Origin of the sequence: Actinosynnema sp. NPDC049800 (assembly GCF_040656635.1) — a bacterium.
In the GTDB taxonomy this organism is placed as follows: domain Bacteria; phylum Actinomycetota; class Actinomycetes; order Mycobacteriales; family Pseudonocardiaceae; genus Actinosynnema.
Window position 1 is genome coordinate 1 of the sequence record NZ_JBFAMT010000060.1, and the last position, 23,337, is coordinate 23,337.

At 73.4% G+C, this 23,337-nt stretch carries 18 protein-coding genes; 12 read left to right on the plus strand and 6 right to left on the minus strand.

Annotation, left to right across the window (positions count from 1 at the left end):
* The first annotated feature begins 109 nt into the window (after window positions 1–109).
* The 3 genes from AB0I91_RS38140 to AB0I91_RS38150 all read left to right on the plus strand — a co-directional run bounded on the left by AB0I91_RS38140 (window position 110) and on the right by AB0I91_RS38150 (window position 2,335).
* Window positions 110–274, plus strand: coding sequence for a PfkB family carbohydrate kinase (locus AB0I91_RS38140; protein WP_499641212.1), 165 nt, complete (start codon window positions 110–112; stop codon window positions 272–274).
* A gap of 76 nt (window positions 275–350) precedes the next feature.
* Window positions 351–1,376, plus strand: coding sequence for a LacI family DNA-binding transcriptional regulator (locus tag AB0I91_RS38145; protein WP_498781519.1), 1,026 nt, complete (start codon window positions 351–353; stop codon window positions 1,374–1,376).
* Window positions 1,373–2,335, plus strand: a complete 963-nt coding sequence (locus tag AB0I91_RS38150) for a winged helix DNA-binding domain-containing protein (RefSeq protein ID WP_499616231.1) — start codon at window positions 1,373–1,375, stop codon at window positions 2,333–2,335. Before AB0I91_RS38145 ends, AB0I91_RS38150 begins: the two co-directional genes overlap by 4 nt.
* A 179-nt stretch (window positions 2,336–2,514) precedes the next feature.
* Here the strand turns inward: AB0I91_RS38150 and AB0I91_RS38155 are convergent, their stop codons facing one another.
* Window positions 2,515–5,508, minus strand: coding sequence for a carbohydrate binding domain-containing protein (locus AB0I91_RS38155; RefSeq protein WP_499641214.1), 2,994 nt, complete (start codon window positions 5,506–5,508; stop codon window positions 2,515–2,517).
* 194 nt (window positions 5,509–5,702) lie between these two features.
* Between AB0I91_RS38155 and AB0I91_RS38160 the strand changes: the two genes are divergently transcribed.
* The gene (locus tag AB0I91_RS38160; RefSeq protein ID WP_498781522.1) at window positions 5,703–8,003 is read left to right on the plus strand and encodes a helix-turn-helix transcriptional regulator; all 2,301 of its coding nucleotides are present in this window, start codon (window positions 5,703–5,705) and stop codon (window positions 8,001–8,003) included.
* A 59-nt stretch (window positions 8,004–8,062) separates the two neighbouring features.
* Here AB0I91_RS38160 and AB0I91_RS38165 read toward each other — a convergent pair whose 3' ends face one another.
* Window positions 8,063–8,848, minus strand: a complete 786-nt coding sequence (locus AB0I91_RS38165) for a MerR family transcriptional regulator (RefSeq protein ID WP_499641216.1) — start codon at window positions 8,846–8,848, stop codon at window positions 8,063–8,065.
* A gap of 4 nt (window positions 8,849–8,852) precedes the next feature.
* On the minus strand, window positions 8,853–10,007 hold the full coding sequence (locus tag AB0I91_RS38170; protein ID WP_499641218.1) for a serine hydrolase domain-containing protein: 1,155 nt from the start codon (window positions 10,005–10,007) through the stop codon (window positions 8,853–8,855).
* A gap of 235 nt (window positions 10,008–10,242) precedes the next feature.
* Here AB0I91_RS38170 and AB0I91_RS38175 point away from each other — a divergent pair, with 235 nt between their 5' ends.
* From AB0I91_RS38175 to AB0I91_RS38185, 3 genes are read left to right on the plus strand one after another with little or no spacing between them, the layout of a single operon-like run.
* The gene (locus AB0I91_RS38175) at window positions 10,243–11,079 is read left to right on the plus strand and encodes a CPBP family intramembrane glutamic endopeptidase (protein WP_499616243.1); all 837 of its coding nucleotides are present in this window, start codon (window positions 10,243–10,245) and stop codon (window positions 11,077–11,079) included.
* Window positions 11,076–12,224: a sensor histidine kinase gene (locus AB0I91_RS38180; RefSeq protein ID WP_498781528.1), complete on the plus strand. Its 1,149-nt coding sequence runs from the start codon at window positions 11,076–11,078 to the stop codon at window positions 12,222–12,224. The genes AB0I91_RS38175 and AB0I91_RS38180 overlap by 4 nt, the downstream gene beginning before the upstream one ends.
* Window positions 12,221–12,880 carry a response regulator gene (locus AB0I91_RS38185; protein WP_499616246.1) on the plus strand — a complete coding sequence of 220 codons (660 nt, stop codon included), beginning with the start codon at window positions 12,221–12,223 and terminating at the stop codon, window positions 12,878–12,880. The genes AB0I91_RS38180 and AB0I91_RS38185 overlap by 4 nt, the downstream gene beginning before the upstream one ends.
* A gap of 4 nt (window positions 12,881–12,884) precedes the next feature.
* Here AB0I91_RS38185 and AB0I91_RS38190 read toward each other — a convergent pair whose 3' ends face one another.
* Window positions 12,885–14,126 (minus strand): cytochrome P450, encoded by a 1,242-nt coding sequence (locus AB0I91_RS38190; RefSeq protein ID WP_499616248.1) that lies wholly within the window; start codon window positions 14,124–14,126, stop codon window positions 12,885–12,887.
* A 431-nt stretch (window positions 14,127–14,557) separates the two neighbouring features.
* Complete coding sequence (locus tag AB0I91_RS38195; protein WP_498781533.1) at window positions 14,558–15,019, minus strand: MarR family winged helix-turn-helix transcriptional regulator; 462 nt, start codon at window positions 15,017–15,019, stop codon at window positions 14,558–14,560.
* Window positions 15,020–15,093: 74 nt separating this feature from the next.
* Between AB0I91_RS38195 and AB0I91_RS38200 the strand changes: the two genes are divergently transcribed.
* The 5 genes from AB0I91_RS38200 (at window position 15,094) to surE (ending at window position 23,153) form a co-directional block, all read left to right on the plus strand.
* Window positions 15,094–16,140, plus strand: coding sequence for an LLM class flavin-dependent oxidoreductase (locus tag AB0I91_RS38200; RefSeq protein ID WP_499641248.1), 1,047 nt, complete (start codon window positions 15,094–15,096; stop codon window positions 16,138–16,140).
* A 149-nt stretch (window positions 16,141–16,289) separates the two neighbouring features.
* A complete protein-coding gene (locus AB0I91_RS38205) occupies window positions 16,290–20,093 on the plus strand; it encodes a Pls/PosA family non-ribosomal peptide synthetase (RefSeq protein ID WP_499616252.1) in 3,804 nt (1,267 codons plus the stop codon).
* Entirely contained in the window at window positions 20,090–21,361 is a 1,272-nt protein-coding gene (locus AB0I91_RS38210) for a M1 family metallopeptidase (protein ID WP_498781536.1), read from the plus strand. The genes AB0I91_RS38205 and AB0I91_RS38210 overlap by 4 nt, the downstream gene beginning before the upstream one ends.
* A gap of 128 nt (window positions 21,362–21,489) precedes the next feature.
* Complete coding sequence (locus tag AB0I91_RS38215; RefSeq protein ID WP_498781537.1) at window positions 21,490–22,410, plus strand: PfkB family carbohydrate kinase; 921 nt, start codon at window positions 21,490–21,492, stop codon at window positions 22,408–22,410.
* A complete protein-coding gene (gene surE, locus AB0I91_RS38220) occupies window positions 22,407–23,153 on the plus strand; it encodes a 5'/3'-nucleotidase SurE (protein WP_499641220.1) in 747 nt (248 codons plus the stop codon). The genes AB0I91_RS38215 and surE overlap by 4 nt, the downstream gene beginning before the upstream one ends.
* Here the strand turns inward: surE and AB0I91_RS38225 are convergent.
* A complete protein-coding gene (locus tag AB0I91_RS38225; RefSeq protein WP_498781541.1) occupies window positions 23,150–23,290 on the minus strand; it encodes a hypothetical protein in 141 nt (46 codons plus the stop codon). The genes surE and AB0I91_RS38225 overlap by 4 nt on opposite strands.
* Window positions 23,291–23,337: the final 47 nt, after the last annotated feature.

The following is a 23,337-nucleotide window of genomic DNA, read 5'->3' on the forward strand; positions in this document are numbered from 1 at the left end:
ATCACCCCCCCATCCCCCCTCCCGAACTCGCGGCGTCCGTGTCTGTTCTTCTGCCGGGCGCTCTCCCCCCCGGCCCGGGCCGCCCCCCCCCCCCCCCCACGTGCCCGCCGTGCCGGTCGAGGAGATCGTGGACACCAACGGCGCCGGTGACGCCTTCTTCTCCGGCTTCCTGGTCGCCCACCTCGCGGGGGCCGACGTCGCCGAGGCGATGGCCGCCGGAACCCGGCAGGCCGCCCTCTGCCTCGGTTCAGCGGGGTTGGCGCCCGAACTGTGACTGTCAAGGGCTTGCTGAAAGCCTTTGCAAGGACTTTCCTTCGGGTGCGCGTGTCGCCGCGACGGAAAGGACCCACATGGACGGCGTGACCGCCCGGTTGAGCGACATCGCCGCGCAGGCCGGGGTCAGCGAGGCGACCGTCAGCCGGGTCTTCAACGGCAAGTCCGGCGTGTCGTCGGCCACCCGCCAGGCGGTGGTGGCCGCGATGGACCTGCTCGGCTACGAACGACCACCCCGGTTGCGGCAGCGCAGCGCCGGGCTCATCGGGCTGATCACGCCCGAGCTGGGCAACCCGATCTTCCCCGCCCTCGCGCAGGTCGTGGAACAGGTGCTGACCAGCGCGGGCTACACGCCGCTGCTGTGCACGCAGACACCGGGCGGGTCGACCGAGGACCAGCTCACCGAGATGCTGGTGGACCGGGGCGTGGCCGGGATCGTGTTCGTCTCCGGCCTGCACGCCGACTCCACCGCCGACACGGGCCGCTACACCAAGCTGGCCGGCCGCGGCATCCCGTTCGTCATGATCAACGGCTACACGGAGAAGATCTCCGCGCCGTTCATGTCGACCGACGACCGCGCGGCCATGCGGCTGGCGGTGTCGCACCTGGTGGAGCTGGGGCACGAGCGCATCGGCCTGGCCGTCGGGCCGCGGCGGTTCGTGCCCGTGCTGCGCAAGATCGAGGGATTCGTGCAGCACATGCGCACCGCGCTCCCCTACACCGCCGAGCAGGCCGAGGCGCTGGTGCAGCACTCGCTGTTCACCGTCGAGGGCGGCCAGTCCGCAGCGACGGCGCTGCTGGACAAGGGGTGCACGGCGATCATCTGCGGCAGCGACCTGATGGCGTTCGGCGCGATCCGGGCCGCCCGGCAGCGCGGGCTGGGCGTGCCGCAGGACGTGTCCGTGGTGGGGTTCGACGACTCCCCGCTGATCGTGTTCGCCGACCCGCCGCTGACCACGTTGCGCCAGCCCGTCGAGGCGATGGGCCAGGCCGCGGTCAACGCGCTGCTGGAGGAGATCGGCGGCACGCCGGCGCCGCACGCCGAGTTCGTGTTCCTGCCGGAACTCGTGGTGCGCGGCTCGACGGGCGCGGGGCCGAAGTGACCGCCGGTCGGGCGAGGGCGCTGCGCATGCGGGCGCAACGCCTGACGACCCCCGCCCGTTCGCTGCCCGAGCTGCTGCACGACGTGCTCGCGGTGCAGGCGCAGGACACCACGGCGGCGGGTCTCGCCGTGCGGGCCCGCACCACCGGCGTCTCCCCCGCCGACCTGCGCGCCGCGCTGGAGGCCGGTGACGTGGTGCGGACGTGCGCGATGCGTGGCGCGGTGCACCTGCTGCGCCGGGAGGACGTCGGCTGGCTGGTGGGGTTGCTGGGCCCGGTGAACGTGGCCCGGTCGAGGCGTCGGCGGCTGGAACTCGGCCTGACCGACGAGGTGTGCGCGCGGGCGTCGGACGCCCTGCGGGAGGTGCTGACCGAACCGCTGACCAGGCCGCAGGTCGTGGCCCGGCTCGCGGACGTGGGCGTGGCGCTCGACCCGGCCACCCCCGCGCCCGCCTACCTGCTGGCCTACGCCGCCAACAAGGGCGTGGTCGTCGCGGGCGAGTCGACCTACCGGCTGCTCCCCCGCGTCGACGCCGAGCCGCGCGGCGTCGCCGAGCTGGTCCGCCGCTACCTGCGCGCCTACGGCCCCGCGACGGTCGAGGACTTCACCGCGTGGAGCGGCCTGCCGGAGGTCGAGGTGCGCGCCGCGTTCCCGTTCGACGAGCTGGTGGAGGGCAAGCACGGCTGGCAGCTGCCGACGACCGACGCCGCCGACCTCGACGGCACGGTCCGGCTCCTCGGCCCCTTCGACACGTTCCTGCTCGGCTACGCCGACCGCACCCTGCTGCTGGATCCCCTGCACGCACCCTTGGTGCAGACCGTGGGTCCGCACGTCGTCGTGGACGGTCAGGTGCGCGGCACGTGGCGGCGGCGTGACGGCCGGGTCGTGGTGGAGCAGTTCGGCCACGTCCCGGTGTCCGAGCTCGACGTCGAGGTGGAGTCGGTGCTGGCCTGGGTCTGACCCGGTCTGCGGATCCGGCGGGCCCGGCGCTCGGGCGGGAGGTCCAGGCCCGGCGGCGTGGGGTCCGAGCGCGAGCGCACCGGACGCGGCGGCCAGGACCAGCACCGCCGACGACGTCACCCGAAGGTGTGGGGTCCGGCGGGCGGGCGGTGGGAGAGGGCACGCCCGCCCGCCGGAGGTCACTTCAGGTACGGGCCGTCGGCGCCGACCTTGCCCGGCGCCGGGTTGCCCGGCAGGTCCAGCACGTAGACCCGCGCGTTGCCCTGGCCGCCGGGGTTCGCGGTGAGGCTGCCGCCGGTGACGGTCTTCGTGTCACCCGTGACGGCGTCGCGGTAGGTGCCGTCGGGCACGCCGGTGAACGTCGCCGAACCCGAGATCGCGACCAGCGCGAAGCTGTCCACCGAGCCGGAGGTGTAGCGGCGCTTGAACGCCATCCCGCCGGACACGCCCTCCGTCGAGTACTGGCCCTTCTGCAGCGCGGGCACCGCACGGCGGATCTGGTTGAGCCGCTGCACGTGCTTGACCAGCGGTTTCTGCAACGTGGTCGCGACCTGACCGGACGCGGACGACACGACGCCGTAGTCCGACGCCGTCACCTGGCCCGCGAGGTGGTCGCCGTAGTACGCCCGACCCGTCGTCGCCAGCGGGCACGTGGGGCCGCAGTCGATCGGCTTGCCCGCCTGGAACTCGATCTCCGAGCCGTAGTAGAGCGTCGGGATGCCCCGGAACGTCCACATCAGGCTCATGTTCTCCGCCCACGCGCCCGTCCCGCCCGCGTACCGCACGCTGGACTTGTTCGGCCCGAAGTCGTGCGAGTCCACGTACGTCACGTTGTAGGTGGCGTCGTTGGTGGAGTCGTCGGAGTCCTTCGCGTTCCAGAACGCGTTGTTCGCGTCGCCGAAGTTCATGTGCATGCGCATGTCGATGATGTTCATGCCCGAGAACTTCGAGTGGTCCGGCGCGTGGTAGGCGTTGCCGTCGAGGAACGCGTTGCGGCTCGTCGGCTGCCCGCCCGTGCCCATCCCCTGCTCGTAGGAGTACTGCTCCAGCGACGCGGTGGCGTCGTCGGCGCTGTACTCGCGGCGCTCCTTCCAGGTGAAGAACTGCGCCGAGTGGTTGACCGAGCCGCGGTTCCACTTGTCGTTGACGAACGCCGCGACCTCGCCGAAGACGAAGAAGTCCCGGCCCTTCTCGCCGAACTTCGCGGTGGCGTGCTGCTGGATGGCGGGCAGGAACCGGCGGTTCCACGTCACGCGGGGGATGTGCACGGCGGTGTCCACCCGGAAGCCGTCCACGCCCATGTCGATGAACCGGTTGTAGGCGTCGATCAGGTACTTCTGCACGATCGGGTTCTCGGTGTTGAAGTCGGCCAGGTCCTCGTGCAGCCAGCACGACCGGGAGTCCTCGCCCTCCCAGTTGCCGATCCAGCACCGGTGGTAGAGCTGGGCGGGGAACATGCCCGAGGTGGGGCTCGGCCACTGGCAGCTGTAGATCCGGTAGCCCTCGGGGCTGGAGTGCTGCGTCGGCTTGCCCCAGTCGACGCACGTGTTGCCGGCGGGCTCGGTGGTCGACCACAGGTCGCCGTTGTAGTACGACTTGCCGGTGTTCGGGTCGATGGTCAGGCCGTCGTACTCGAAGCCCTGCACCGGCTGGTCGTAGTACCAGGACCACTGGTTGTCGCGGACGCCGAAGACCTTCGCCTGGAACAGGCCCTTGGCGCCCCAGCGGGAGCTGTGGTTGTAGACGACGTCCTGGTAGATCTTCAGGCCCTTGGCGTGCGCGGAGTTGATCAGATCCTGGTACGTCGCGCCGGGCGTCTCCAGGCGCGGGTCGACGCGGTGGAAGTCCCAGCCGTGGTAGCCGTGGAAGTCGTAGTCCGAGCGGTTGAGCACGACCGGCGTGATCCAGACCGCGGAGAAGCCCAGGCCCTTGATGTAGTCGAGCTTGTCGACCAGGCCCTGGAAGTCGCCGCGGAACATCGGGTCGTTGTTCGCCGCGTTGCCGGAGCGCACGTGCTGGCTGCCGCCCCGGTTGTTGGCCGCGACGCCGTCGTTGAAGCGGGCGGTCATCACGAAGTAGATGGAGTCCTCGCGCGGGTCGCCGCCCAGCGGTGTGCCGCCCGGTGGCGCGGGCGGCGCGTCGCCCGTGGTCACCGCGACCGACGCGGTGGAGCCGGACTTGTTGCCCGCCGCGTCGTAGGCCTTGAGCGCGTAGGTGTAGGTCGTGTTCGCGGTGAGCGGGCCGTCGGCGAAGCCCACCGCGCCGCTGTTGCGCACTACGGTGCCCAGCGCGCCGCCCGTGCGGGTGATCTCGTAGCCCGCGACCGCGACGTTGTCGGTGGACGCCGTCCACGTCAGCGAGACGGTGAGCGCGGACGCGGTGGCCCGCAGGCCGGTGGGCACGCTCGGCGCGACGGTGTCCTGCGGGGCAGGGGGTCCGCAGGGATCGGTCGCGTCCGGCGTGACCACGCCGTCCTTCACGGTGCTGCGCCCGGTCCGCAGCGCGTAGTCGGCGCCGTTGTTGTTGTCCCACTGGCCGGAGCCGTTGTTGAACGCGGCCTTGAGGCCGGTGGCCTGGCCGAGGTCGACCGAGGCGCGCGCCCAGTCCGGGCACACCTGCTCCATCGGCACGCCCGGCACGGCCGTCCACGTGCCGCCGGTGGGCTGGTAGTGGATCCGGGTCGCGGTCCAGTTCCGGGCCTTGGTGGAGTAGTAGACCTCCGCGTGGTTCGTCGGACCGGGGTCCGGGCCGGGGTCGGTCCCGCACGGGTTCCCGACGCCCACCACGCCGCCGGCCACGGTCACGTCGCCCGTGCCCAGGCTGTAGTTCCGCCCGTTGTTGTTGTCCCAGGTGCCCGAGCCGTTGTTGAACACCGCGACCAGGCCGGTGGCCTCGCCCAGCGACACCGTCCGGCGCACCCAGCCCGCGCACGCCGCCGGTTCCATGCGCTCGCCCGGCACGGCGGTCCACGGGCCGTTGCGCGGTTGGTAGTGCACGTTGGCGACCGGCCACCCCGAAGGCAGGCGGTAGAAGACCGTAGTGCTGTTCGCCGCCGCGGCGGCGGCCGGTGTCGTCGTCCCGGTCTGGGCGGAACTGCCCGGCGCGGTCCACGCCGCCCCGGTCAGGCCGAGGGCCACCAGTAAAGCGGTCAGTCGTCGCGATCTCGCTCGCATCACTGCTCCCGTCACGCTTCGTTGCGCAAGCTAGTGCAATTGTTTGCAGGCTAGACCTGGCCTCACACGGGTGTAAACGGCTTGACGAGCCTGAACGAGGAGCGATCTTTGCAAGGGTTTGCAAGGTGGTTCGCCCACGCGTCGCTTTGTCGATCTCACCGCACGCGCACGGCCCGATGTCGTACGGTGTCCGGATGACCGAGCGGGCAGCGGGAGGCGGTGTGGTGCCGCGGGCGCTGAGTTCGTTCGTCGGCCGCAAGGATCTGCTGGCCGAGCTGCGCCGGCGGATGGGTGTCGCGCCGCTCATCACGCTCACCGGCGTGGGCGGCGGCGGCAAGACCCGGCTGGCGCTGGAACTCGCCGCGCAGGTGCACCGCGCCTACGACGACGGCGTGCGGGTGGTCGAGCTGGCGTCCGCGCGCGGCGGCGACCCGGAATTGTTGGCACAGGTCGTGTTGAGCGCCGTCGGCGTGCCCGACCAGGCGACCACGACGCCGTTGGAGACGCTCGTCGACTACCTGCGACCGCGGCAGGTGCTGCTGGTCCTGGACAACTGCGAGCACCTCGTGGAACCGGTGGCGCGGCTGGTGCGCGCGGTGCTCGGCGCCGCGCCCGGCGTGCGGGTCCTGGCCACCAGCCGGGCCCGGCTGCGGGTACCCGGCGAGGTGCTGGTGATGGTGCCGCCGCTGGACGTCCCCGCCGAGGACGCCCCGCTGGACCTCGACTACGAGTCCGTGGCGCTGCTGGTGGACCGGGCCGAGGCGAGCGTGCCGGGCTGGCGTGTCACCCCGGAGAACTGGCCGCACGTGGTGCGCGTGCTGCGCCGCGTGTCGGGCATCCCGCTGGCCATCGAGCAGGCCGTGGTGCGGATGCGGTCCATGCCGGTGTCGTTGCTGGCCGACCGGCTCGACGACGTGATGCGCGTGCTCACCGCCAACGACACCACCGCGGTCGAGCACCACCAGACCATGGCCGCGCTCATCGACTGGAGCCACGCGCACTGCACGCCCGCCGAACGCCTGCTGTGGGCGCGGTTGTCGGTGTTCGAGGGCGGGTTCAGCCTGACCGCCGCGGAGGACGTGTGCGCGGGCGACGGGCTGGCCGCAGACCAGGTCGCCGACGCGCTGGCCGGCCTGCTGGACAAGTCGATCGCGCTGCCCTCCGCCGACCGCACCCGCTACCACCTGCTCGAACCGATCCGGCAGCACGGCGCGGCCGAGCTGCGGTCCGCCGGCGAGGTCGAGCACGTGCGGCAGCGGCACCAGGACTACTTCCGGCGCGAGGCCGCCCGGCTGGCCGCGTCGTTCGCCGGGCACAACGAGGCCGCCCTGCTCGCGGCGGTCGACGCGGACATGGCCAACCACCGCGTGGTGCTCAACGACCTGATCCGCAACCCCGACACCGCGCACGCCGGCCTGCTGATGAGCGTCGACCTGGCCCGCACCCGCTGGTACACCTACGCCGGTCGATTACCGGAAGAACGGCTGTGGCTGGGACGCGCGCTCGCCGCCACACCGCCGACCGCGGACCCGTTGCGGGCCAGCGCCATCGCCCTCGACGCGTGGATCGCGCTGTGCCTGGGCGTGGAGCGGGAACTCGTCGCGCGGCGGGTGGACGAGGCCGACGCCATGGCCCGCGAGGTGGGCGGGCCGGTGCCCGCGGTGACGTTCGTGCGCGGCGCGTACGCCGTGCTGGCGCTGGGCGCGGTCGACGGCGTCGAGCTGCTGCGGCAGGCGCACGAGGAGTTCGGCGCGCTCGGTCCCGCGTTCGCGGTGGACCACCACCTGGCGCACATCATGCTGACCGTGTCGCTGGTGCTGCTCGGTTCCCGTGAGCAGGCGGAGCCCGCGGCGGAGGAGTTCTACGCCGAGTGCGAGCGGCTCGGCGCGCTGTGGGGCATCAGCTGGGCGCACTGGTGCCGCGGTGTGGTGCAGACGCGGTGGGGCGACCCGGTCGGCGCGCTGGACGTGCTGATGGAAGGCCTGCGGGTGCAGCGGGAGATCCGCGACAAGTGGGGTCCGCTGTGGTCGATCGAGGCGTTGGGGTGGGCGCACTCCCGGGCCGGTGACGGCTCCGCCGCCGCCCGGATGCTGGGGCTGGCGCACGGGTTGCACCGGGTGACCGGTGTCCGGGTGGACGGCCTGGTGCCGTTCGCGTGGGTCACCGCGCAGGCCGTGGCCAGGGCCAAGGCGGTGCTCGGCGAGGACGAGTACGCGCGGGCGTACGCGGGACCGGCGGAGTCGGTGGAACAGGCGCTGGCGATCGTGCTCGACGAGGTGCCGACGCCGGAGCCGGACCGCCGTCCGGGCGGCCTGACCCCGGCCGAGTGGAACGTGGCCAAGCTGGTCGGCGACGGGCTGTCCAACCCGGAGGTGGCCACCAGGCTGGTGATCTCCCCCGCGACCGTCCACACGCACCTGACCCGGATCTACCGCAAGCTCGAGATCAGCAGCCGCCACCAGCTGATCTCGCTGCTGGCGAGCATGGCCGACTAGGCGGGGACGAGCCCGTCGTCGCGCCGCTCCGGCGGCGTCCGCGGGTCGGGCACGGGCGGTCAGCGGGAGTCCGTCCGTGGGATGTGGACGCCCGCGGCGCGGAGCTTGGTCTCGAAGAGCGCGGCCAGCCGTGCCGCGGCCGGCGTCCGCTCCTGGCCGTGGTGGGCGATCAGCGCGTACCGGGTCGTGGCGTCGGTGCGGGCTTGCAGGCCGGTCACGGTCTTCAGCAGCGCGGGGTCGGCGAGGTAGTGGTCGGCCGCGGCGGTGGCGAGCGCGTCGAGGCGGGGATCGTCCGGGTGCCAGGCCGCGGCCTCGGCCGCGCGCCGGGCCAGGGCGACGAGGCGGGTGTCCTCGACGGCGTGCTCGAACTGGGTGAGGTAGTCGTCGAAGCCTTCCGGGACCAGCGCCCGGGCCAGCACCCAGCCCTCCCTGGTGGCCGCCACCTCCGCCGCCGGGAACCCGAGGTCGCGCATCCGCCCCAGCAGCGCGACCGCGCGGTCGGGCAGCAGCGCCCGGTCGCCGTCGGCGAGCCGGTGCAGCGTGTCGCGCCTCGCGGTCAACTCCTCGATCCGCTCGGTGAGCTGCCGCTCCACGTCGGCGAGCGAGGCGGTGAACCTCGCGGCGTCGGCGTCGAGCAGGGGCCCGACCGCGGCCAGCGGCACACCGGCGTCGGCCAGCGTCCGGGCCTGCACCAGTCGCAACAACTCGGCCGAGGTGTACCTGCGGTAGCCGGAGCCGTCGCGCGCCGGCTCCTCGACCAGGCCGAGCTTGTGGTAGTGCCGCACCGTCTTCACCGTGACGCCGACGAAGGCCGCCGCCTGCCCGATCGTGACCCCGTTCCGCATCCGCTCAGCCTGCCTTGTGGTCCGCCGCGGCCCGCACGCCGCCGAACACCTCGTCGACGAGCCGTCGCTGGGCGTCCCGGAACGCCGTGGCGATGGACAGGCCGGCGTCGTCGACGCAGTTGAGCGCGGCGGTCAGGGTCGTGCTGCCGTCCGGGGTGCCGTACATCAGCGCCGCGTGGCCGATGGCGGCGCCGTTGTGGCAGATGACGGTGCCGTCGCCGGTGCTCAGCACGAACACCCCCAGGCCGTAGTCCATGCCCGGGATGCCCGTCGGGTGCGGCGCGCACATCTCGGCCACCAGCGACGCCGGCAGGAGCCGCCCGCCCAGCAGAGCGGAGAAGAACGCGTGCAGGTCCCGGGTCGTCGAGATCATGTCGCCTCCGCTGGAGATCCAAGACGGGTTCTGGCGGGTGACGTCGACCGTCCTGCGCTCCCCCGCGTCCTCGTACCGGTAGTACGCGCGGGCGTGCGGCTCGGGGATCTCCGGCGAGGCGTCCGGCACCACGGTGCCCGACAGCCCCAGCGGGCCGAGGACGTGCCGGCGCATCTCCTCGGCGACCGGGCGGCCGGTGACGTTCTCGACCAGCAGCCGGGCCAGCACGTAGTTGGTGTTGGAGTAGCTCCAGGCCGTGCCCGGTTCGAACCGCGCGGGCTCGGCCAGCGCCAGGGCCGCCAGGTCACGCGGCCGGTAGGTCTTGAACCGGTTGGCCGGCCACTCGTGGCCGGTGGGGCCGTACGCGATGGGGATGCCCGACGTGATCGTCCCGTCGGGATCGACCTCGCCGGTGAAGTTGAACAGCCCGCTGGTGTGCCGCAACAACATCCGCACCGTGATCCGCCGGTCCAGCCCGAACCCCGGCAGGTAGTCCGCCGCCGGGGTGTCCAGCCCGACCACGCTCTCGGCCACCAACCGCAGCACCAGGGTCGCGATGAAGGTCTTGGTGTTGCTGCCGATCCGGACGTGCCCGTTCGTCGGCGGCGCCACGGCGCCGCCCAGCTCGGCCGACCCGGCACTGCCGACCCACTCCCCGTGCTCGTCGTTCACGCGCACCGACACCCCGACGAAACCGGAATCGACGATCTCCTCGAGCGCCTTCCGCAGTTCCGGGCGGTCGTGCCCGGCGGTGCTCTCGTCCTGGCCGGAAAGGGTGATGTGCATGGTCGTCCGCTCCTGTGGTCCCGCTGTTCCCGGTCGGCGTCGTGCCGCTGCGGCGAGCCTGCACCCTGACCCTGGGTCAACCTCCGCCATGATCCAGCTCACAGCGGCGCGCGCCTTGTCCCCCGTGCGAGCTACCCGCGGATGTCCACCGCACGGTGATGATCCGACGACGCCGGATCCGTAGCGTCCGTCCGGTCCTCGGCCGAGCGGTCGCGGACCGGACGGAGGAGTCTTCATGCGCTTGCTTCTGCAGTTCTTGGCCGTCGCCGCAGTCGCCCTGGTCGGCAGCCAGGCCGCTGCCGCCGCGGGGGGCAACCCCTGGCTCATGCTGACGATCGGCGTCGCGACCGCCGTGCTCGCCGTCGTCGTCTACGCCTGGGTGGTGCGGCGCACGGAGCGCCGCGTGCCCGTGGAGCTGGCCCGGAGCGGCGCGATCGGCGCGACCGGTCGAGGGCTGCTGATCGGGGTCGCGATGTGCGGGGCCGTCATCGCCACCATCGCGTGGTTCGGCGGCTACTCGGTCGACGGCCTGGGTTCGGTGACGGGCATGGTCGCGTTGTTCGGCTTCATGGCCGCCGCCGCGGTGACCGAGGAACTGCTCTTCCGCGGCGTGCTGTTCCGGATCGTCGAAGAGCGCACCGGCACGTGGATCGCGCTGCTGCTGACCGGGGTGGTCTTCGGCCTGGCCCACATCCCCAACCCGAACGCGACCCTCTGGGGCGCGACCGCGATCGCCGTCGAAGCGGGCTTCATGCTCGCCGCCGCCTACGCCGCCACCCGCACCCTGTGGCTGCCGATCGGGCTGCACTTCGGCTGGAACTTCGCCCTCGCGGGCATCTTCGCCGCCGAGGTCTCGGGCAACGACACGACGAAGGGTCTGCTGGACTCGACGCTCTCGGGCCCGACCCTGCTCACCGGCGGCGACTTCGGCCCCGAGGCGAGCGGGTACGCCGTGGCGTCCGGCGCGCTGCTGACGGTCGCGTTCCTGTGGCTGGCCCACCGTCGCGGCCACATCGTCCCGCGCCGCCGCCGCGCGGACCGCGACCTCGCGCCCGCTACGCTCGCCGGGTGATCGACGTCCGCGCGGCGGGTGACCGGTGGCGGCGGTGCGACGTCGTGGTGCGGGACCTCCCGTTCGCCCTGCTGATCGGCGCCATGGCGTTCCTGCCAGGGCTGAACGACTACGGGACGCAGCTCGGCGCCCTGCCGCACCGCCCGTTCGACGCCCTGACCGTCGTGGTGATCGCGCTCGAATCGCTCCCGCTGGCCGTGCGGCGGCGGTGGCCGGCCGTCAGCCTCGTCCTGGTGGTGCTCGGCTTCGCCGTCGACCAACTCCGCGGTTACCACACCGTCGCGGGCACCGCGCTGCCCATCGCGCTGATCAGCGCGGGCGCCCACCTGGCCCACCACCGGTGGACCACCGCCGCGCTGCTGTCCGCGGCGTACGTGCCGCTGGCGGTCGCGATCGAGCGGCTCGCACCGGGCGAGGGGGTGGTCGGGCTCTCGACGTTCTACCTCACGCTGGCCATCGCGTGGGGCATCGGGTCGTGGCTGCGGTTGTCCCGCGCGGCCGAGGCCGAACGCCGCCGCCACGTCGCCGAGACCACCCGCGTCGCCGAACGCACGCGCATCGCCCGCGAGCTGCACGACGTCGTGACCCACCACGTGACGGCCATGGTCGTGCAGGCCGAGTCCGCGCGCTACCTGACCGCCGCACCCGAACGCCTCGACCAGGCGCTGACCGCCGTGACCGACACCGGCCGCCGCGCCATCGGCGACCTGCGGCACCTGCTCGACCTGCTGAACCCGGGCTACGAGGCGGACCCGGGCACGCAGCCCGTCGGCGAACTTCGCGCTCTCGTCGAGCAGACCCGGCTGGCGGGTCAGCCGGTCGAGTTCAGCCAGGAGGGCAGTCCGCCCGAGACCACCGGCAGCGCCGAGGTCGCGGCCTACCGGGTCGTGCAGGAGGCGCTGACGAACGCGCTCAAGCACGCGCACGGCAGCCGCACCGTGGTCCACGTCCTGCACGGCGAGGAGGAGATCACCGTGGAGGTGACGACCGAAGGTCCGGGCACCGCGTCACCGGGCGGGAGCGGGCGCGGGCTGACCGGGCTCCGCGACCGGGTCGGCGTGCTCGGCGGCCGGTTCGACGCGGGCAGGCGACCCGGTGGCGGCTTCGTCGTGCGGGCCGACATCCCCGCGGGCAGGCCGTCGTGACCGCCCCGATCCGGGTCCTGGTCTGCGACGACCAGGCGCTCATCCGCACCGGCTTCGCGACGATCATCGACGCCCAGCCCGACCTCGAAGTGGTCGGCGAGTGCGGTGACGGGCAGGCCGCGGTCGACCTCGCCGCCCACCTGCGCCCGGACGTGGTGGTGATGGACGTGCGGATGCCCGTCCTCGACGGCATCAAGGCCACCCGCCTGCTGGCCGGCGCGGGCGTCGCGGATCCCGTCAAGGTGCTCGTGGTGACGACGTTCAACCTGGACGAGTACGTGTACGAGGCGCTGCGCGCCGGCGCGGCCGGGTTCCTGCTGAAGGACGCGCCGCCCGCCCAGCTGCTGCACGGGATCCGCACCGTCGCCGCCGGCGCGGCACTGCTGGACCCGGAGGTGACGCGACAGCTCGTCGGCCGGTACGCCACGCGGATCCGGCCCGCCGAGGGCTCCCGCGACGACGTGCCGCTGGCGCCGCGCGAGCTGGAGGTGCTCCGCCTGATCGCCGACGGCCTGTCCAACAGCGAGATCGCCGCCACGCTGGTGATCAGCCACGAGACCGTCAAGACCTACGTGTCGCGCATCCTCACCAAGCTCGACCTGCGCGACCGCGTGCAGGCCGTGGTCTACGCCTACCGCCGGGGCCTGGTGACCTGAGCGGTCACGGCTCCAGCAGCGCGGGCACCGAGGCGAACGTGTTGGGCACGACCTTGTCGCCGCGCTCCAGCTCGGACGGGTCCACCGCCAGCCGGGCCCGCGGCGCCCGGGCCCGCAGAGCGGTCAGCGCGGCCCGTGCCTCGATCCGCGCCAGGTGGTGGCCCAGGCAGTAGTGCACGCCGTGCCCGAACGCCGCGTGCCCCAGCGCCGCGTTGCCGCCCACCGGCACGCGCGTCGGGTCGAACCGGTCCGCGGACGGGCCGTGCACCCGCGGGTCGCGACCGGCCGTGCCGAGGCCGATCATCACCACCGACCCCTCCGGGATCACACCGCCGGACAGCTCGATGTCGGCGGTGGCGCGGTAGTGCGGCGTGACGCGGACCGGCGGGTCCCAGCGGGCCGCCTCCTCGACCGCGGCGCCGACGGTGTCGTCGTTCACCGCGTCCCACGCGCCCGGCGTGGCCAGCAGCGCGACGGCGGCGTTGCCGATGAGGCCGGTCGTGGTCTCGTGCCCCGCCACCACGAGCAGGATCGCCGTGGTCAGCAGTTCCTCGGGCGTCAGCCGCTCGCCGTCGACCTGCGCCTGCACCAGGCCGCTGAGCAACGCGTCGTCGGGCTGGTCCCGCTTGTACTCGATCAGGCCGGCCAGGTAGCCGAACATGGCGTCGGAGGCGGGCACGACGAGCTCGGGCCGTTCGGTCATCATCGCCGCGGTCCAGTGGTGCAGCTGGTCGCGGTCCTCGACGGGCACGCCGAGCAGGTCGCAGATGACCGCGAGCGGCAGCGGGAACGCCAGGCCCTCGATCAGGTCCACGTCGTCCGGCAGCGCCGCGACCATCTCCCGCGCGGTCTGCTCCACGGCCGGTTGCAGGGCGTTGATGCGGCGGACCGTGAACGCCTGCGACACCAGCGCGCGCAGCCTGCGGTGGTGCGGCGGGTCGCTGTTGAGCATCGACGGGCCGATGATCCGCGACAGGTCGGTCGGCCTGCCCTTGCGCGCCAACTGGTCCTGCATCGCGGCGCGCAGCCCGGCGGCGTCCTTGGCCAGCCGGTCGTCGCCGAGCAGCGTCCGGGTCGCCTCCAGGCCCATGGTCGTGACCAGGACTTCCAGGCCGTTGGGCAGCTCCGCCGGGTGCACGGGGCCGCGGCGGGCCAGCGCGTCCTCGTGGGCGTGGTGTTGCCATCCGCGCAGTGGGCCGCCGACGAGGGCCTGTCGGTCCGGGGCGAACTCCGCGGTCAGCTGCACGTCGTCTCCTTGTGGTGCGATCGGGTTCTGCGGCGTCCACTTTCGTGTGAGCGCCACACGCCGCGCATCCACCGCTCTCCGTATTCCGGGTGACAGCGTACGGAGATCGGTGGACATGATCGGGCAATCGTGGATACGGAGGTGCATACGGAGGATTGCCGATGCGGACTCCCGCACGAGTGCGCGACGCTGAGGGGTGTTCGGCGACCCCGACAGCCGGACACCCGCCGGGCGGGTCAGCGGGTTGGCCGCCGTCCGGCATCCCGGGGGGCCGGGGAGGGGCCGCACCCGCGCGGCCCCTCTTCTTCTCACGCCGGGTTCCTCGGGCCTCCGCCCCCACTCGGCCGCCCACGCCCGGCCACCCAGCCCGACCATCAGCGCCCAGCCGCCCCCGCCCGACCGGCGACGTTCAGCCGCCCAGCGTTCAGCGTTCAGCCGTCAGCCGCGATCCGGTCCAGCACGCGGTGGAACACCCGGTCCAGCACCTCGGCCTCCTCCGCCGACAGCCCGTCGAACACGTACCTCCGGACGGTCTCCACGTGCCCCGGAGCGGCGGACTCGATCGCGGCACGGCCGGCGGGCGTGAGCCGCACCATCGAGCCGCGCGCGTCCTCGACGCACTCCTCCCGCGTCACCAGCCCGCGCTTCTCCATCCGCGCGACCTGGTGGGACAGCCTGCTGCGCTCCCAGCCGACCAGCGCGCCCAGCTCACGTGACCGCACGACGCCGTCCTCGGCCTCCGACAGCGGCACGAGCAGGGCGTAGTCGGCGTTGGACAGCCCCGAGTCGCGCACCAGCTGCCGCTCCAACGCGCTGTGCAGCTCGCGGTCGACCGCCAGGTACGCCTGCCACACCCGCGCCTCCCGCTCGTCCAGCCACCGCGGTTCGCCCATGGACCTCACGCTAGCAACAACATGTTGACGTGTCACCAATGTCGGGCTAGATTGTTGACGTGTCCACAAAGGGAATGCAGCTCGGCGTCTACAGCTTCGGCGACCGGCACCGCGACCCGATCACCGGTGAGCAGGTCTCGGTCGCGGACAAGCTGGCGCAGACGTTGGAGCGGATCAAGCTGGCCGACGAGCTGAGGCTCGGCTTCTACGGGCTGGGCGAGCACCACCTGGCCGACTACTCGATCTCCAGCCCCGGCACGGTGCTCGCCGCCGCCGCGAGCGTCACGTCGCGGATCACGCTGAGCAGCGCCGTCACCGTCCTCAGCACCGAGGACCCGGTGCGGGTGTACCAGCAGTTCACGACGCTCGACCAGCTCAGCCGGGGCCGGGCGGAGCTGCTGGCCGGGCGCGGGTCGTTCACCGAGTCGTTCCCGCTGTTCGGCGCGAGCCTGGAGGACTACGACGAGCTGTTCGAGGAGAAGCTGGCGCTGCTGCTGAAGCTGGACCGGGAGGACCCGATCACCTGGTCGGGGAAGTTCCGCGCACCGCTCGCGGACGCGCACGTCTTCCCGAGGCCCTACGGGTCGCGGCTGCGGATCTCGGTGGGCACCGGCGGCAACCCCGAGTCGTCGATCCGGGCGGGGCTGCTGGGGCTGCCGGTGGTGTACGCGGTCATCGGCGGTGAGCCGGAGCGGTTCGCGCCGCTGGTCGACCTGTACCGGCGCGCGGGCGAGGCCGGCGAGCAGGAACCCGGACGGCTCGACGTCACCATGAGCGCGATCGGCCTCATCGCACGCCGCTCCCAGGACGCCAAGGAGGCGTTCCACCCGTACTGGCTCGAGACGATGAAGTACGGCTCGCGGGCGCGCGGCTGGCCCGTGCCGTCGCGCGCGGAGTACGACTCGTGGACGCGGGGCGCGCGGTCGATCTTCGCTGGCAGCCCGGCGGAGGTGGCCGAACGCCTCATCTCGGTGGGCAGGCTCGTGAACGCCGACCGCTACGCGATGCAGATGGACTGGTCCGGCGTGCCGCACAAGCTCGTGATGGACGCGATCGAACTGCTCGGCACCGAGGTGATGCCGTTGGTGCACAAGGAACTGGGAACGTCCACTGTGGAGTGATCGCGCCCGACCTGGTGCCGTTACACGATGTGACACCACCCACTCGTGGTCACGACGGCGCGACGCACCCGTGAATCCCCGGTAAAGTCGCAGGTCGGCGTTTTCTTGGAGGACTTCACAGTGCGACTTCGCCCCATCGGTGCCCGTCGGTGACCATCGCCCCCGACACCGCTTTCCCCACCTCGGTCGACGCGCCCGCGCTGTTCCGCGCCGGCGCACCCGCTCCCGAGCGCACGTTGGTCGACGTGCTGGCCGACACCGCGCGTCGGCACCCGCACTCCCCCGCGCTGGACGACGGCACGACCTCGTTGACCTACCGGGAACTCCTCGACGAGGTCGACGCGCGGAGCCGCGAGCTGGCGGCGGCCGGCATCGGCGCCGGCGACCGGGTCGGCGTCCGCGTCCCGTCCGGGACCGTCGACCTGTACGTGGCGGTGCTGGCGATCCTCACCGCCGGCGCCGCGTACGTGCCCGTCGACGCCGACGACCCGGACGAGCGCGCCGAACTCGTGTTCACCGAGGCCGACGTGTGCGCGGTCATCACCGGGGAGCTGGCGCTGCGTGGCACGCCCATGGGCCTCGTCGGCGCTCCCGGTCCGGACGACGACGCGTGGATCATCTTCACGTCCGGCTCCACGGGCAAGCCGAAGGGCGTCGCGGTCTCGCACCGGGCCGCCGCCGCGTTCGTGGACGCCGAGGCCCGCCTGTTCCTCACCGACGACCCGATCGGTCCGGACGACCGCGTGCTCGCGGGTCTGTCCGTCGCCTTCGACGCCTCCTGCGAGGAGATGTGGCTCGCCTGGCGGCACGGCGCGTGCCTGGTCCCCGCGCCGCGCGCCCTGGTCCGCACGGGGTTCGACCTGGGACCGTGGCTGGTCGAGCGCGAGGTCACGGTCGTGTCCACGGTGCCGACGCTGGCCGCGCTGTGGCCGGTGGACGCGCTGGAGGACGTCCGCCTGCTCATCTTCGGCGGCGAGGCGTGCCCGCCGGAGCTGGCCGAGCGGCTCGCCGTCGACGGCCGCGAGGTGTGGAACACCTACGGCCCGACCGAGGCGACCGTCGTGGCGTGCGCGGCGCGGCTGACCGGTGACGGCCCGGTGCGGATCGGGCTGCCGCTGGACGGCTGGGAACTGGCCGTGGTGGACGCCGGCGGCACGCCGGTCCCCATGGGCGGCTCCGGTGAGCTGGTCATCGGCGGCGTCGGCCTGGCCCGCTACCTCGACCCGGCCAAGGACGCCGAGAAGTTCGCGCCGATGCCGGGGCTGGCTCCTTTCGGGCCGGGCTGGGACCGCGCCTACCGCAGCGGCGACCTCGTCCGCGCCGAGCCCGAGGGCCTGCTGTTCCTCGGTCGGGCGGACGAGCAGGTCAAGCTGGGCGGGCGGCGGATCGAGCTCGGCGAGGTGGACGCGGCGCTCCAGGCGCTGCCGTCGGTCGCGGGCGCCGCCGCGGCCGTGCGCACCACCAAGGCGGGCAACCAGGTGCTGGTCGGCTACGTGGTCGCGGGAGAGGACTTCGCCCAGGCCGACGCGCTGGCCCGGTTGCGGACCGCGCTGCCCGCCGCGCTCGTGCCGCTGCTGGCCGCCGTCGACACCCTGCCCACCCGCACGTCCGGCAAGGTGGACCGGGCCGCGTTGCCGTGGCCGCTGCCGGAGCTGGAGGTGGCGGCGCCGGCCGGGGACCTCACGGACACCGAGCGGTGGCTGGCCGAGCAGTGGTCGGAGCTGCTGGGTTCCCGGATCGCCGGGCCCGAGGCGGACTTCTTCGCCCACGGCGGCGGCAGCCTCGCCGCGGCCCAGCTGGTCTCCACGATCCGGACCCGCTACCCGAGCGGTTCGGTCAACGACGTCTACCAGCACCCCACGTTGCGCGCGCTGGCCGCGCGGCTGGACGAGCTGAGCGGCCACCAGGGCGTCACGCGCGAGGTCGCGCCGACGCCGCGGCGGACCGGCGTGCTCCAGTCGCTGCTGCTGGTGCCGTTGATGAGCCTGGTCGGCCTGCGGTGGTCGGTGGCGCTGGCCGCGGTCGGCAACGTCGTCGGCTTCACCACGCCGGTGTCGTGGTGGTGGATCGCCGCGGGGTGGCTGGCGTTCGTCAGCCCGCCCGGCAAGGTCGCGATCGCGGCGGGTGGCGCGCGGCTGCTGCTGCGCGGCCTGCGTCCCGGCACGTACCCGCGCGGCGGCGGCGTGCACCTGCGCTTGTGGACCGCCGAACGGCTCGCCGAGTTCAGCGGCGCGACGAACCTCGCCGGGTCCTGGCTCACGCACTACGCCCGCGCGTTGGGCGTGCGGGTCGGCCCGGACGTGGACCTGCACTCCGCGCCGCCGGTGACCGGCATGCTCAAGCTCGGCAAGGGCTGCGCGATCGAGCCCGAGGTGGACCTGTCCGGGCACTGGGTGGACGGCGACCGGCTGCACGTCGGCCGCCTCCGGGTCGGCGCGGGCGCGGTGGTCGGCGCCCGCAGCACCCTGTTCCCCGGCGCGAGCGTCGGCAAGCGGGCGGAGGTCGCGCCCGGTTCGGGGGTGCTCGGCTCCGTGCCGACGGGGCAGCGCTGGGCCGGTGTCCCGGCGCAGCGCCACGGCAAGGCGGCCCGTCCCGGTCCGCGTCCGCCCCGGTCGTGGTGGTGGAAGCTGGTCTACGCGGTGACGACGTCGGCGTTGGGCCTGCTCCCGGTGGCGGCGGCGGTGCTCCCGGTCTTGCTGATCGCGCGTGAGCCGCTGACGCTCGGCTCGGCGCTGCTCGCGGTGCCGTTGGCGACGGTCGCGTGGCTGGGCTCGTACGCGCTGCTGGTGCTCGGGTCCGTGCGGCTGCTCGGCATCGGGCTGCGGGCCGGCGCGTACCCCGTGCACAGCCGGATCGCCTGGCAGGCGTGGACCACCGAACGGTTGATGAACACCGCCCGGGTCGTGCTGTTCCCCCTGTACGCGAGCCTGCTCACACCGGTGTGGCTGCGGGCGCTCGGGATGAGGGTCGGCCGCCGGGTCGAGGCCTCGACCGTGCTCGCGCTGCCCAAGATGACCACGATCGGCGACGGCGCGTTCCTCGCCGACGACACCATGGTCGCCACCTACGAGCTGGGCGGCGGCTGGTTGCGCATCGCCGCCGCGCGGGTCGGCAAGCGGGCGTTCCTGGGCAACTCGGGCATGACCGCGCCGGGCCGTTCGGTGCCGAACCGGGGTCTGGTCGGCGTGCTGTCCTCGACGCCCAAGCGCGCCAAGGCGGGCAGCTCGTACCTGGGCATGCCGCCGATGAAGCTGCCGCGCGCGGCCGAGCAGGGCGACCAGAGCCGGACGTTCGACCCGCCGCGCCGGCTGGTCGTGGCACGGGCGTTGGTCGAGCTGTGCCGGATCGTGCCGGTGATGTGCCACGTGGCGCTGGTGGTGGGCGTGCTGTTCGCGCTGCGGGAGTTCGGACCGCTGTCGGCCGGGCCGGTGCTGCTCGTGGCGGGCGTGCTGGCGTGCGCGGTCTCGGCGGCGGCGAAGTGGCTGCTGGTGGGCCGGTTCCGGGCGCGGGAGCACCCCTTGTGGAGCGGGTTCGTGTGGCGCAACGAGCTGGCGGACACGTTCGTCGAGGTCCTGGCGGTGCCGTGGCTGGTCGGTCGGGCCGGCGGGTCGCCGGTGATGGCCGTGTGGCTGCGGTCGCTCGGCGCGCGGATCGGGCGCGGCACGTGGGTCGAGTCGTACTGGTTCCCGGAGTCGGACCTGGTGCGGCTGGGCGACGGCGCGACGGTGAACCGGGGGTGCGTGGTGCAGACCCACCTGTTCCATGATCGGATCCTCCGCATGGACCAGGTGGAGTTGGCGGACGGGGCGACCCTCGGTCCGCACGGGATCGTGCTGCCGGGCGCGACGGTCGGCGCGCACGCGGCGGTGGGCCCGGCGTCGTTGGTGATGCGCGGCGAGCACGTGCCCGAGGGCACGCGCTGGCTGGGCAACCCGATCTCCGCCTGGCGATGACGGGCCCGTACCTGCCCGACCACGGCGACGGCGGCTACCGGGTCGCGCACTACGACCTGGAACTGGACTACAAGCCGCACACCGGTCGGCTGGCCGGGCGGGCGACGCTGTCCGCCGTCGCGGCCGGCCCGTGCGCGCGGGTGGTGCTGGACTTCGGCACGCTGACCGTGAACCGGGTGCTGGTCGACGGCCGACCCGCCCGGCACGTGCACGGCGGCGGCAAGCTGCGCGTGCGACCCGCACGGCCGGTGGACGGACCGTTCACCGTCGAGGTGCGGTACTCGGGCGTGGCCCGCCCGGTCCGCTCGCGGCACTGGGGCGAGCTGGGCTGGGACCAGCTCACCGACGGCGCCTTGGTGGCGAGCCAGCCGATCGGCGCGCCGTCCTGGTTCCCGTGCAACGACCTGGTGCGGGACAAGGCGACCTACCGCGTCCACGTCACCGCGCCGTCGCCGTACACCGTGCTGGCGAACGGGGTGCTGGTCGACCGGCGCACGGGCGGCAGCAGCACGACGTGGGTCTACGAGCAGGCCGAGCCGATGGCGACGTACCTCGCCTCGGTGCAGATCGGCCTCTACGAGCGGCTGCCGTTGACCGAGGGCCAGGACGTGGCCGCACCCGCGCGGCTGCTGCGCGCGGCACGGCACGACTTCGCCCGCCAGCCGCGGATGATGACCGTGTTCGAGGAGCTGTTCGGCCCCTACCCGTTCCGGACCTACCAGGTCGTGGTGACCGACGACGAGCTGGAAGTGCCGGTCGAGGCGCAGGGCATGTCGGTGTTCGGCGCGAACCACGTGGACGGTCGGCGCGGCCACGAGCGGCTGGTCGCGCACGAGTTGGCGCACCAGTGGTTCGGCAACGGCGTGGGCCTGGCCGACTGGCGCGACATCTGGCTGAACGAGGGTTTCGCCTGCTACGCGGAGTGGCTGTGGTCCGAGCGGTCCGGCGGCCCCGCCGCCGACGTGCACGCCGCTCGCGCGCACGCCCGGCTGGCCCGGCTGCCGCAGGACCTCCGGATCGGCGACCCGGGCGTGGCGAACCTGTTCGACGACCGGGTCTACCAGCGGGGCGCGCTGACCGCGCACGGCCTGCGGACCCGGCTGGGCGACGCGGCGTTCTTCGGCGCGCTCCGCGAGTGGACCGCGACCCACCGGCACGGCACCGCGACGACGAGCGACTTCGTGGCACTGGCCCAACGCCACTCCCCCGAGCCGCTGACGGCGTACTTCCGCACCTGGCTCGCCGAGCCGCGGCTGCCCCCGATGTGACGCAGGACGTGCGGCACCCGTCGCCCGGTGGCCTCATCCCTGGCACGACCGAAGCCACGACGGAGTCGGGACCTGCTGCTACTGCCGAACCGTGATTCGATCAACGGCAGAGCGGGTAGGTGTCCGTTATGCCCGGTCGAGTAGCGGTGTTCGCGCCCTCCCCAGAGTTGACCGTCACGGTGGAAGACCTGGACGGCACGCCCGACATCCACATCCACGCCGGAGGGCAGGGGGTGTGGATGTCGCGCATGATCGAGTCCCTCGGCGCCGAGGTGGTGCTGTGCTCGGCGTTGGGCGGCGAGACCGGGCACGTGCTGCGGCACCTGATCGACGTCGAGCTGAAGGCGCGCGACGTCGCCGCCCGCAACGGCGGTTACGTGCACGACCGGCGTGACGGCGGGCGCGACCAGCTGGTCCGGATGCCCGCCGACGCGCTGTCGCGCCACGAGCTCGACGACCTGTACGAGATGACCCTGATCGAGGCGCTGAACGCGGGCGTCGCCGTGCTCAGCGGTCCTGCCGAGGCCGACACCCCCGTGCCCGACTCCGTGTACGAACGGCTCGCCAAGGACCTCCGCGGCAACGGCTGCGACGTGGTCGTGGACCTCTCCGGCGAACGGCTGGCCGCCGCCCTCGCGGGCGGGCCGACCGTGGTCAAGGTCAGCCACGAGGAGCTGGTGTCGGACGGGCTCGCCGAGTCCGACTCGCTGCCCGACCTGGCCGAGGGCTGCCGCCGGGTCGCCGAGTCCGGCGCGAGCGCGGTCGTGGTGTCGCGGGCCGCCGAGGAGACGCTGGCGTGGCTCGACGGCACGCTCCACCTCGTGGAGACGCCCGACCTGAGCCCGGTCGACACGCGTGGCGGCGGCGACTCGATGACCGCCGGGCTGGCCGCGGGCCTCGCCCTGGGCCGGTCCGTGGAGGAGTCGCTGAAGCTGGGCGCGGCGGCGGGCGCGGTCAACGTGACCAGGCACGGGCTCGGCACCGGCAGCGGCGACGTGGTGCGCGCGCTGGTCGACCGGGTGCGGCTGCGGTTGTGGGAGGACGCATGAGGGTGCTCATCACCAACGACGACGGCATCGACTCGCCGGGGCTCGCCGCCCTGGCGCGCGGCGCGGTGGCGCACGGCTGGACGACCGTGGTCGCCGCGCCCGCGCGCGAGTCCAGCGGCACGAGCGCGGGCCTGACCGCCGCCGAGGACGACCGGCACGTCCAGGTCGAGCGGCGTGAGCTGCCCGGGCTGCCGGACGTGCCCGGCTACGCCGTCGCCGCACACCCCGCGTTCATCGCGCTGGTCGCGTCCCAGGGCGCGTTCGGCGACCCGCCCGACATCGTGCTCTCCGGCGTCAACCGCGGCGCGAACGTCGGCCGCGCGGTGCTGCACTCCGGCACCGTCGGCGCGGCGCTGACCGCCGCCATCAACGGCGCGCGCGCCATGGCGGTGTCCCTCGACGTGGGGCTGGACCCGGAACTCCCGCACCACTGGGAGACCGCCGTCGCGGTGGCGTCGACCCTGTTCGACCGGGTCGCGGCCCTGCCGGTCGGCGCCGTGCTCAACCTGAACGTGCCCAACCGGCCCGAGGTCGGCGAGCCCGAACGGGCGGCGCTGGCCGAGTTCGGCACGGTGCGCACCAGGATCAAGGACAGCGACGACGGCACGATCGGCCTGGCCGCGGTCCTGGTCGAGGACGGCCTGGAGCCCGGCACCGACGCGGCGCTGCTGGCCGAGGGACGGCCGACCGTCACCCCGCTGCGCTCGGTCGCGGAGGACCCGGACGTCGAGGTGTCGTTCTAGTCGTCCTCCACGCCGTCCGCCGCGGGCTGCTCGGACTGCTCGCCGTCCGACCGGCCCAGCGCGTCCTCCGCGCCGTTGACCAGGTCGGGACCGCCCCACTGACGTCCCTCGGACTGGCCCAGTCTGTGCTTGCCCATGGTGTGACCTCCCTCGATCCCCGGATTGATACCCCCTGACCGTGGAA

Excerpts from the sequence above, each read along its gene's own strand:
- AB0I91_RS38145 (WP_498781519.1), top strand. The coding sequence starts at position 351 with ATGGACGGCGTGACCGCCCGGTTGAGCGACATCGCCGCGCAGGCCGGG.
- AB0I91_RS38155 (WP_499641214.1), bottom strand. The coding sequence starts at position 5,508 with ATGCGAGCGAGATCGCGACGACTGACCGCTTTACTGGTGGCCCTCGGC.
- AB0I91_RS38160 (WP_498781522.1), top strand. The coding sequence starts at position 5,703 with ATGACCGAGCGGGCAGCGGGAGGCGGTGTGGTGCCGCGGGCGCTGAGT.
- AB0I91_RS38165 (WP_499641216.1), bottom strand. The coding sequence starts at position 8,848 with ATGCGGAACGGGGTCACGATCGGGCAGGCGGCGGCCTTCGTCGGCGTC.
- AB0I91_RS38170 (WP_499641218.1), bottom strand. The coding sequence starts at position 10,007 with ATGCACATCACCCTTTCCGGCCAGGACGAGAGCACCGCCGGGCACGAC.
- AB0I91_RS38175 (WP_499616243.1), top strand. The coding sequence starts at position 10,243 with ATGCGCTTGCTTCTGCAGTTCTTGGCCGTCGCCGCAGTCGCCCTGGTC.
- AB0I91_RS38195 (WP_498781533.1), bottom strand. The coding sequence starts at position 15,019 with ATGGGCGAACCGCGGTGGCTGGACGAGCGGGAGGCGCGGGTGTGGCAG.
- AB0I91_RS38200 (WP_499641248.1), top strand. The coding sequence starts at position 15,094 with ATGCAGCTCGGCGTCTACAGCTTCGGCGACCGGCACCGCGACCCGATC.
- AB0I91_RS38210 (WP_498781536.1), top strand. The coding sequence starts at position 20,090 with ATGACGGGCCCGTACCTGCCCGACCACGGCGACGGCGGCTACCGGGTC.
- AB0I91_RS38215 (WP_498781537.1), top strand. The coding sequence starts at position 21,490 with ATGCCCGGTCGAGTAGCGGTGTTCGCGCCCTCCCCAGAGTTGACCGTC.
- surE (WP_499641220.1), top strand. The coding sequence starts at position 22,407 with ATGAGGGTGCTCATCACCAACGACGACGGCATCGACTCGCCGGGGCTC.
- AB0I91_RS38225 (WP_498781541.1), bottom strand. The coding sequence starts at position 23,290 with ATGGGCAAGCACAGACTGGGCCAGTCCGAGGGACGTCAGTGGGGCGGT.